Here is a 9,590-nt window from a genome sequence, read left to right as displayed (position 1 = left end):
TAAACCGGCAGGGATGCCGGTTTAGCCGCCCCGCGCCATGGATGGCGCGTGGCGGCGGCCCCCCAAATCAATGTCGGATTACGGGCACACCGAGCCTAGGCGAGGTGCCGAGTGGTGGGGCAAGAGCCCTTTGGTTACTTTGGGGCTCTTTTCCAAAGTGACCCGCCGTAAGGGCGGAACCCATAGCAGCCGTGACCGCAGGAATGGATATGTACTCGGCCTGACATCCTGGTCGGCTGTCAGGCCGCCACCGGAGGCAAGCCCCTCCCACATGTGCTGCCAATCAAGCCGCAGTGTTGCTCCAGCAACAGCCTATCGACAAACCGCTGCGTTCCCTGGCACTAGCCGACCGCCGACTCCACCCACGTTTTTTACTGCAACGCCCAAAGCGCGGGCGTTTGCCGGTACCTGGCACGCTTGCTGCTCCAGCACTGTCACATCCCTTTGTGTGAGGTAGCGTTCAATGAGTCAGCAACCCGTTAAATTTGCCTATTGGGTGCCCAACGTCAGCGGTGGGCTGGTGGTGAGCAAGATCGAACAACGTACCCATTGGGGCATCGACTACAACCGCAAACTGGCGCAACTGGCCGAAGCCGCCGGCTTCGAGTATGGCCTGACCCAGATTCGTTTCACCGCCGGTTACGGCGCCGAAAACCAGCATGAATCCGTAGCGTTCAGCCATGCCTTGCTGGCAGCGACTACCACTCTCAAGGTCATCGCGGCGATCCTGCCCGGCCCGTGGCAACCGGCGCTGGCGGCCAAGCAATTGGCAACCATCGACCAACTCACCAACGGCCGTATCGCGGTGAATATCGTCAGCGGCTGGTTCAAGGGCGAGTTCCAGGCGATTGGCGAACCTTGGCTGGAGCACGATGAGCGCTATCGTCGTTCCGAAGAATTCATCCGTGCCCTCAAAGGCATCTGGACCCAGGACGATTTCACCTTCAAGGGCGACTTCTATCGCTTCAACAACTACACGCTCAAGCCCAAGCCCCTGGGCCAGCCGGAGGTCTTCCAGGGTGGCAGTTCACGGGCGGCACGGGACATGGCGGCGCGGGTCTCGGATTGGTACTTCACCAACGGCAACACCCCCGAAGGCATCAAGGCCCAGGTCGATGATATTCGCGCCAAGGCCGCTGCCAACCACCATTCGGTGAAGGTGGGCGTGAACGCCTTTGTAATCGCCCGCGACACTGAAGAAGAGGCCCGGGCCGTGTTGGCGCAAATCATCGACGAGGCCGACCCTGAGGCGGTCAACGCCTTTGGTGATGCCGCCAGACAAGCGGGCAAGGCGTCACCGGAAGGCGAGGGCAACTGGGCCAAGTCCAGCTTCGAAGACCTGGTGCAGTACAACGATGGGTTCAAGACCAACCTGATCGGCACACCACAGCAGATCGCCGAGCGTATCGTCGCGCTCAAGGCCGTGGGTGTGGACCTGGTGCTCGCGGGTTTCCTGCACTTCCAGGAAGAAGTGGAGTACTTCGGCAAACGCGTATTGCCGCTGGTACGCGAGCTGGAGGCCAAGGCCGGCATCAAGCAGGTGGCTTGAACAGCACCACCGCTGCACGCAGCTTGTTGTTGCCGAAGCGACACATTCGCTCGAATTCCCCATGGCTGACCGGCAGGTGCTGGCAGTCCAGGACTTGGCGGTGCTGGCTGTGGTCCACGTCCGGGTCATGCAGGTAGACGAAGTCGTCGTCGCAATCGGTGACCATCACCCAGTGCGGTGACTTGGAGCGGGTGAGGCGGTAGCTGCTGATCAGCACCAGCGGTTGGCCGCCCTCGCGCAGCACCTGGGGCAAGTCCAGGGTGCTGCCGAACGTTTGTTCAACGTCACTGCCGGCCAACTCTTCCTCGAACGCTGCGTGCACCAGGCGCATGACGTCCTTTTTATGCGGGTCGCGCACACCATCGAGAAACAACGGGCCGCTCACGTTGATCTGCATGCGCACGCGAAAACCCCGGCGCCAGGCTGCCAGTGCCAATCCCTGCGGGCTACAACCGCCATGCCCGGCGGTCATGAACACCGTGGTGGCTTCACGCCAGATTTGCAGTTCTTCGCGACGCTGAGCGAGGCGCTCAGGCTCCAGCGCACCCATGGCCATCAACAGGCACGCGGCGCCACAAGTGAAATCGGTGGTCTGTTGGTAATACGGCACGCTCTGCGGGCGCGCGTCCTGATGCTGGACGATGCGCTTTTCCAGGCGCAGGGCGGCGCTGTGGTCTTCGTAGTAATCGTTGATCAGTGCGAACCGCCGGTAGCCACTGCGCTCATACAGGGCGAGGGCGCCGGGGTTGTCGGTGCGCACCTCCAGGCGCAGGTACGCGCAATCGTGCTCCACGGCGCAGGCTTCGATGCGGTTGAGTAACTGTGTGCCCAGACCGATACCGCGCGCGTGCTCGGCGATGGCGATGGAGTACAGGCGCGCCAATGAGGTGCCGCGATGGAACAACACCAGCGCATAACCGAGCAATTGCCCGTCCTGTTCCGCCACCAGTAACTGGCCATGGGCCCGGCTGACCATCCACTGGAAGCTGCGCGGTGAGAGCCGGTCGGTGGTGAAACAATGCTGTTCGAGTGCCACCAATGCCGGCACATCGCAGGGTGTTGCAACGCGAAAGAAAAGAGCCATGAGACCGCCGTAAAAGTTGCGTAACGAAACGGGACTTCTCTAAAAGATCGTGCTTAATAGAAAAGGTCGAGTTCTCTAAAGCGGATCAAATATTATGTCGGCGGTACAAGGTCATTGGCGTCAAGTATCCGAGCAAACCGTCGCGGCGACAATAACTTCCAACGGTTATTTTTCCGCTGCGCCCCGAAGTTCAAGCCAAGTCGTGATTATTGTGGAGCGCAAGGAAGATTGGGCCTCCTACTTCCCCAGCGAAGACATCGTCACTGCCCAGGAATACCTCGAGCAGACCCGGGAAAACGAGACAGGCAAGCGCGTGCAGGTGATCAACCTGTGCCGCAGTTACAAGTACCTGGGGCACGGCTACTACTGCTCCTTGCTGGCTGAGGCGCGCGGGCACAAGGTGATTCCGTCGGTGCGCACCATCAGCGAGCTGACCAAGAAAGCCCTGTATGGCCTGGCCCTGGATGACCTGGACAAAACCCTGGATAAAGCCTTGAGTCATCATCTTTATAGCAATACCGAAGGCTTTACCCTGACGCTCTATTTTGGTCGAACCAATATCGAGCCGTTGCAGGAGTTGGCGCGTCAGTTGTTTGAAGCGTTTCCGTGTCCGATCCTGCTAGTTGATTTTAAAAAGAACAACGGCTGGCATATCGAAGGGGTCAAGTCCGGCGTACTTCACAAGTTGCGTGATGATCAAGAGGATCAATTTGCCAACGCCCTTGATAACTTCAGCCGCAAGATATGGCGTCAACCCCGTTCGCGCCGACTGGCCCGTTATGACTTGGCCATCCTTCATGATCCCCAGGAACAACTGCCGCCGTCCAATGCCCGCGCCCTGGAAAACTTCGTACGGGTTGGCAAGGGTTTAGGCATTGATGTGGAGTTGATCGAGCGTAAGGACTACGCACGCCTGGCCGAATACGACGCTTTGCTGATCCGAGAGACTACCAGCGTCGACAACCATACCTACCGCTTCGCCAAGAAAGCTGAAAGCGAAGGCCTGGTGGTGATGGATGACCCCGCGTCGATCCTGCGCTGCACCAACAAGGTCTACCTCACCGACCTGCTCAACAGCCATCAATTGGGCATGCCCGCCACCGAGATCCTTTACAAGGAACGACCGGAAGATTTCGAGCGGGTTGGCGAGCGCCTGGGCTTCCCGCTGGTGTTGAAAATTCCCGATGGCTGCTTCTCACGCGGGGTGATCAAGGTCGAAAGCCAGGAAGCGTTGCTCAAAGCCACGGCCGAACTGTTTGAGCATTCGGTGCTGCTGCTGGCTCAGGAATTCTTCTACACCGAATACGACTGGCGCATCGGCGTACTCAATCGCAAACCGATCTTTGCCTGCCAGTACTTCATGTCCAAGGGCCATTGGCAGATCTACAACCACAAGGCCATCGGTCAGGACATCAATGGCGAATGCCGCACCTTGGCGGTTCACGAAGCGCCCAAAGCGGTGGTGGAGCTTGCGGTGAAGACCGCCAACCTGATCGGCGACGGGCTCTACGGCGTGGACCTGAAACAGTCCGGCGACAAGGTGGTGGTGATCGAGGTCAACGACAACCCCAACCTGGATGCAGGGATCGAAGATGCCTACCTGCAGGACGACCTGTATGGCCTGGTGCTGGAGGAGTTTGTGCGGCGCCTGGAACTGAAACGCCAGGGCCAGGTGTGGTGAGCCGCGATGATCCAGCGCTTTGACTTGATCGACGGCAAGCTGCAACAGGGGGAGGGCGACGCGGTACCGATCATGCTGGTCAGCAACCCCGACCCGGTGGAGCGCAGCTGGCTGCGCGACCACCACAAGTTGGACGAACACGCCCTGGCCTCGGCGCTCGACCCGGATGAAGTCTCACGCATCGAGTTTCATCCGGATAACCTGTTCCTGATCTGGAAGCGCCCGGAAAATTACTCCGGCGGCGGTAACCTGGTGTTCGAAGTGTCGTCCTGCGGCCTGTTATTTTCCCCAGGTCGTCTGCTGGTGATCGCCACCGATGACACGCCGTTGTCGGGGCTCGGCGCACGCCGCCCGCTGCATACGCCATTGGACGTGTTGCTTGATTTGCTGCTCAACAATATCCATCACTATCTGGGCCATCTGAAGGTGATCAAGTTGGTCGCCCGGGAGTTGCAGCAACAGTTCAACGCGTCCATGAGCAACCGCCACCTGATGCAGATGTTCAACCTCAGCGAAAGCCTGATCTATTACATCAATGCCTTGCACAGCAATGGCGCCGTGCTTTCGCGGTTGCGCAACCATGCTGAAAAGGAGCAGTTCAGTGCGCAAGTACTTGGCCTGATCGACGACCTGATCATCGAGAATCACCAGTGCTACAAACAGGCCGAGATCTATTCCAACGTGTTCTCCGGGCTGATCGATGCGCGTGGCAACCTGATGAACAACAGCATGAACAATCTGTTGCGCAAACTGACCCTGATCAACGTGGTGTTCCTGCCCCTTAACCTGATTGCCAGTGTGGGCGGCATGTCGGAGTTCAGCATGATGACGGCGGGTACGCCGTGGTGGGTGTCATACCCACTGTTCCTCACGGCGATGGCGCTGGGGGCCGGGTTGATGGTGCTTGGGCTCAAGCGTATGGCGGGTGGTGCGAATGGTGTGTAAAAGCCGAATGCCGCTCAAGTAGAGCTTTGCAGGGTCAGCACCTCAAACCCATCCGCCGTCACCGCCACCGTATGTTCCCACTGCGCCGACAGGCTGTTGTCCTTGGTCACCACCGTCCAGCCGTCCTTCAGGCTACGCACCTTGGCGCTGCCCTGGTTAAGCATCGGTTCGATGGTAAACACCATGCCTTCGCGCAGTTCCAGCCCGGTGCCGGGGCGGCCGAAGTGCAGGATTTGCGGTTCTTCGTGCATCTCCCGGCCGATGCCATGGCCGCAGTATTCGCGCACTACGCTGTAGCCATTGGCTTGCGCGTGGCTCTGGATCGCATGGCCGATGTCGCCCAGGCGTGCGCCGGGCTTGACCTGGCGGATGCCTGCCCACATGGCCTCGAAAGTCATTTCCACCAGGCGCTTGGCCTTGGGTGCCACGTTGCCGATCATGTACATCTTGCTGGAGTCGGCGATAAAGCCGCCTTTTTCCAGGGTGATGTCGATGTTGATGATGTCGCCGTCCTTGAGGATTTGCTTGGCGCTGGGCATGCCGTGGCACACCACTTCGTTGATCGAAGTGTTGATGGAAAAAGGGTAGTCGTATTGCCCCAGGCTGGCCGGTCGGGCCTTGAGGTCGTTGCGGATGAAGGCTTCGACGGCGCTGTCCAGCTCCAGGGTGGAGCGGCCGGCGGCGACAAAACCATCGAGCATGCTGAACACCTGGGCCAACAGGCGCCCGGATTCACGCATCACGGCCAGTTGCGCGGAGGTCTTGATCATCAGCTGCGCCCCCGGATCAGGTCGGGCTTGTCCAGCAACAGCTTGTTGATCAGCTCGTTGTAGGGCAGGTGCGGGTTGAGTTCGGCGAGCAGGCCGATCTTGATCCAGAACTCGGCCTGGGCATTGATGGAGCGGTCCATGGCGGCGCTGGCCAGGCGAAGCTGTTCGTGCAGTTGGTCGGTGATCTTGACGATGCCCATGAGGTGCTCTGTATAGGTTCGATATACAAAGCGTATACGTTTCGTATGGTGCGCGTAAACCCCTACGGCCAAATGTGCGCTCGGACATCGGGCAGTCTATTCCAGGGTGAACATCAACGTTGATAGTTTGCGATATGTTGCTGAAAGAGTGGCGGCGCAGCGGTTGTTTAGTTGGGTTAAACGTTTAATCGAAGTGGTTCGACGATGATCCTCCCCGGCCGAATCACGTTATATAGCGCGACACCCCGCTTATGAAGAATGGTTACAACGGTCTCTGAAATTGCCGAGTAGGCTTGGTGGTTACAAGCGTCTTCCAGGGTTGGCAAGACGTGGCGGGCCAGCGCCTGCCAGACAAACGACAAACTGTTGGCAGTCTCAAGAAAGGAGAGGTTAGCCATGCTTTCGGAACTAGAGCTTCGCAGCATTATTGAAGGAAGTTTCCTGCCTAAACGGTGCGAATGCACCAAAGCCGAAGATGCCTCGCTGACGATCAAAGTCTATGACGACCGCGACCGTGACCGGGTGGATTTGGAAGTCAAAGGTATAAACGCTGACAAACTCGACAGCAGTCGAGCCATTTGCAACCTGATTGCAGGGTTGCGCGAAGACCTCAAGCACAGCCACGCACCCGTCCTGCAACGAGCAGGAGGGCGCGGTTATCACTAGTTGAGCGCTTGAATGTGAGTTGACCCGTGGGCCTGGTATTTGCCAGGCCCAATGCTATCTGCGTCCCGCCGCTCAAAAACCTTCATCTTCTTCACCAACTCAAACGCACGCCGGCATTGCCGCTGACACCCTCCAGGGCGTTGCCATCCAGATTGGTGTTGTAGTCGGCCGCCACGTAAACGCTGACCGTGGACGACAAGCGCGCTACCACCCCGACGCCCACATCGGCCGAGGACGCCTTGTGATCGCTCTTGATGCGGTCGACATCGTCGTACGTCACCGTGTCACTGCCTCCGAAGGTGCGCCAGGCGTTAACCCGCAGGTACGGCTCCACCGGCGTATTGCTCACCAGGTAGCGGCCCTTGAGGCGTGCGCCGAGGCGGCCGGTCCAGTATTCCTGTGAGTCGAAGGAGACCTTGGAAATACCATCGTGCTGGTTATCCAGGTCGATCTTCTGGGCGATCACCTGGGCCTGGGGCTCCACCACCCAGTGTTCGGACACTGTGATCGGGTAGCCGGCCTCGGCGGATAGCGCCAGGGCGTGACCCTTGGTGTCCATTTTCACCCCCTCGTCGGACTTGTTGTCACCATCCAGGCGGGTGCCCATGGCCACCAGGTCCACGTACCAGCCGGTCGGGTCGGTGAGGGTCCAGTAGGCACCGAAGTTGTCGCCGTCGAGTTTGACCCGTCCGGAGCGATTGTTCTGGAAGCCCATCGAGAAGCCTTTGACGTCACCACGCAAGCGGCTTTGGCCGACAAACAGGCCAAACCGTTGGGTCTGCCCACCGCTGGTCTCGGCGGCGTAGAGATCATGGCCCACCTGATAGCCCTTGACCGTGCCGTCAAAGCTTGGCGCCACGGTGCCTGACCAGCTCTTGTTGAAATCACTGCCATAGGCTCGGCCCCATCCGGCCGGCACCGCGCCGGTCTCGGTGAGCAGGCTTTGCTCACCCTGGCGATCATGGAAGGTGCCGAGGGCTTGCAGCGTCATAACCTGCGCGGCGGGGATGTCCACCGAGTAGACCGGCACTTCCAGGCGATACAGCGGGATAGGCTCGGCGCCGGCCACCGCGGTCGGCAACGGCGGGCTACTCGCCGCGGGTTGCGGCGAGGTGGCGGCAGGAATCGGGCTGGGCGGTGGCGCAGGGGGCTCGATCGGCGCTACCGGTTGTGCGGTGGGCGGCTCCACGGGCGGTTCATCAGGGTCCACCACCGGCTGCGGCGCTGGGATCGGCGGTACCAGCACCACCACAGGAGGTGTCGGCGGTTCAGGCGGAACAACCGGCGGTTGCACGGCCACCACCGACGAGCGCAGGTACCAGTTGTTTTCCGTGCCGGCGCTGACGCCGCCTTTGAACAGCAAGTATTTATAAGCCCCGGCCTTTACCTCGCCGTTCAAGGCGAACGCATCGGTGCTGCTGACCGCGCCGTTGAGCGCCTGTACCACCTCGATGCCGTTGTTCTGGGTAAACCCACCGGCCCCGCCGAGGTTGCTGACGCCCAGCTGCGTGTGGCCGCTGATGCTGCCGTCGGACACCACCAGCTTGTCGGTGGCCGAGTTTTCGTCGCCGAGTACAGTTTGCAGGCGCAACTGGGCGTTGTTGCCCACGTAATTGCCATGCACCGTCAGCGAGCTGGTAGCGCTGTTGTCGCCGGTCATGTCGATAGTGCCGGCGTTGTTGAGGGTCGCCAGTCGGCCTGCGGTGTAGGGGCGGATACTGCCTTGGGTCACGGCCAGGGTACTGCTGCCGTCGAGGTTGAACGTACCGGTGTTGCTGCCACTGTCACCGAGGAAAAAGTCACCGGCCAGGTCCAGGCGCGAGTTGTTATTGAGGTTGACCGTCTCCCAGCCGATGTAGCGGGTGGCGGTACTGGAGGTCGTCGCGTCGAAGGTCAGTTGATCGTTGCCCAGGCCGCCATCGATGGAGGGCGTAGAGGCCAGCAGGTTTGCGCTCAAGCCACGCAGCAGGGCGGTATCGTCGCCATCGCCCATCAGCACCGAGGATTTGATCTGCCCTCCGTCAAGCCACCGGAAAGTGTCGTTGCCGACGCTGGCACGGATCTCGCCACTGATCACGCCACCGCTCACGGTAATACTGTCGTCGCCACCACTGGTGCTGATATTGCCGCCGATGGTGCCGCCGGAAACGATGATGGTGTCGGTGTCGAACCCGGTGACCAGGTTGCCCAGAATGGTACCGCCGGACATGTCATAGCGGTTCTTGTCCAGTTTCATATTGACCCGACCGATGGTGCCACCGGTCTGGTACGCCACATCGCCGTCCTCAAAGGCATCGACGATGGTGCCGCCCGTCATCCTGAAGGTGTCGAGGCCATCACCTTGAAACAGGGCCTGGATCTGCCCGCCGCTCATGATGAAGTCGTCGATACCAGCGCCTTGCTGCACGGCGCCAGTGATCAGGCCAGAGTCGATACGCACGGCATCGGTTCCTGCGCCAAAGGTAACATTGCCATTAATGGTGCCGGAGCCGCCCGCAGGGAGCGTCAGGCTGTTGTTACCCGAAAGATCGGTCAGCCCGGCACTGCTGCCGCTGTCGCAAACGAATGTATCGTTGCCGGGTCCGGGGGTGAGTACACAGGCGGACTGCGCCTGTTGGGGGGTGACGTATTGCAGAGAGAGAAGGCCGACAGCTAAAACGGCCCGGGTCGATAAACCGCTGGGCTTTTGCATGGG

8 protein-coding genes are annotated in these 9,590 nt (G+C 60.1%); 4 read left to right on the top strand and 4 right to left on the bottom strand.

Annotated elements, in window-relative coordinates; translation table 11 throughout:
• Positions 1-463: 463 nt before the first annotated feature.
• On the top strand, positions 464-1,549 hold the full coding sequence (gene sfnG, locus JFT66_RS05645) for a dimethylsulfone monooxygenase SfnG (RefSeq protein WP_198858941.1): 1,086 nt from the start codon (positions 464-466) through the stop codon (positions 1,547-1,549).
• Here sfnG and JFT66_RS05640 read toward each other — a convergent pair.
• Complete coding sequence (locus tag JFT66_RS05640) at positions 1,533-2,633, bottom strand: peptidase C39 family protein (protein WP_198858940.1); 1,101 nt, start codon at positions 2,631-2,633, stop codon at positions 1,533-1,535. The two genes, sfnG and JFT66_RS05640, sit on opposite strands and share 17 nt — an antisense overlap.
• A gap of 94 nt (positions 2,634-2,727) precedes the next feature.
• Here JFT66_RS05640 and JFT66_RS05635 point away from each other — a divergent pair, with 94 nt between their 5' ends.
• Together JFT66_RS05635 and JFT66_RS05630 are read left to right on the top strand one after the other, a co-directional pair.
• Positions 2,728-4,314: a RimK family protein gene (locus JFT66_RS05635; protein ID WP_153839936.1), complete on the top strand. Its 1,587-nt coding sequence runs from the start codon at positions 2,728-2,730 to the stop codon at positions 4,312-4,314.
• A 6-nt stretch (positions 4,315-4,320) separates the two neighbouring features.
• A complete protein-coding gene (locus JFT66_RS05630; RefSeq protein ID WP_153839935.1) occupies positions 4,321-5,259 on the top strand; it encodes a magnesium transporter CorA family protein in 939 nt (312 codons plus the stop codon).
• Positions 5,260-5,273: 14 nt separating this feature from the next.
• Here the strand turns inward: JFT66_RS05630 and map are convergent, their stop codons facing one another.
• Together map and JFT66_RS05620 are read right to left on the bottom strand one after the other, a co-directional pair.
• Complete coding sequence (gene map, locus JFT66_RS05625) at positions 5,274-6,029, bottom strand: type I methionyl aminopeptidase (RefSeq protein WP_198858939.1); 756 nt, start codon at positions 6,027-6,029, stop codon at positions 5,274-5,276.
• On the bottom strand, positions 6,029-6,229 hold the full coding sequence (locus tag JFT66_RS05620) for a ParD-like family protein (protein ID WP_003190946.1): 201 nt from the start codon (positions 6,227-6,229) through the stop codon (positions 6,029-6,031). Before JFT66_RS05620 ends, map begins: the two co-directional genes overlap by 1 nt.
• Positions 6,230-6,625: 396 nt before the next feature.
• On the opposite strand from JFT66_RS05620, the gene JFT66_RS05615 reads away from it, so the two are divergent.
• Positions 6,626-6,895, top strand: a complete 270-nt coding sequence (locus tag JFT66_RS05615) for a DUF1652 domain-containing protein (protein WP_034119394.1) — start codon at positions 6,626-6,628, stop codon at positions 6,893-6,895.
• A gap of 91 nt (positions 6,896-6,986) precedes the next feature.
• Here JFT66_RS05615 and JFT66_RS05610 read toward each other — a convergent pair whose 3' ends face one another.
• Positions 6,987-9,587 carry an autotransporter family protein gene (locus tag JFT66_RS05610; RefSeq protein WP_198858938.1) on the bottom strand — a complete coding sequence of 867 codons (2,601 nt, stop codon included), beginning with the start codon at positions 9,585-9,587 and terminating at the stop codon, positions 6,987-6,989.
• Between the last annotated feature and the right edge of the window lie 3 nt (positions 9,588-9,590).

Source organism: Pseudomonas sp. MF6755 (assembly GCF_016405635.1).
Classification (GTDB): Bacteria; Pseudomonadota; Gammaproteobacteria; order Pseudomonadales; family Pseudomonadaceae; genus Aquipseudomonas; species Aquipseudomonas haemolytica.
Note: the sequence above shows the minus strand (reverse complement) of the source record. Positions and strands in the feature narration are given on the sequence as shown.

Bases quoted from the DNA above. Each gene is read 5' to 3' on its own strand.
- sfnG (WP_198858941.1), top strand. From the start codon at position 464: ATGAGTCAGCAACCCGTTAAATTTGCCTATTGGGTGCCCAACGTCAGC.
- JFT66_RS05640 (WP_198858940.1), bottom strand. From the start codon at position 2,633: ATGGCTCTTTTCTTTCGCGTTGCAACACCCTGCGATGTGCCGGCATTG.
- JFT66_RS05635 (WP_153839936.1), top strand. From the start codon at position 2,728: ATGTCGGCGGTACAAGGTCATTGGCGTCAAGTATCCGAGCAAACCGTC.
- JFT66_RS05630 (WP_153839935.1), top strand. From the start codon at position 4,321: ATGATCCAGCGCTTTGACTTGATCGACGGCAAGCTGCAACAGGGGGAG.
- map (WP_198858939.1), bottom strand. From the start codon at position 6,029: ATGATCAAGACCTCCGCGCAACTGGCCGTGATGCGTGAATCCGGGCGC.
- JFT66_RS05620 (WP_003190946.1), bottom strand. From the start codon at position 6,229: ATGGGCATCGTCAAGATCACCGACCAACTGCACGAACAGCTTCGCCTG.
- JFT66_RS05615 (WP_034119394.1), top strand. From the start codon at position 6,626: ATGCTTTCGGAACTAGAGCTTCGCAGCATTATTGAAGGAAGTTTCCTG.
- JFT66_RS05610 (WP_198858938.1), bottom strand. From the start codon at position 9,587: ATGCAAAAGCCCAGCGGTTTATCGACCCGGGCCGTTTTAGCTGTCGGC.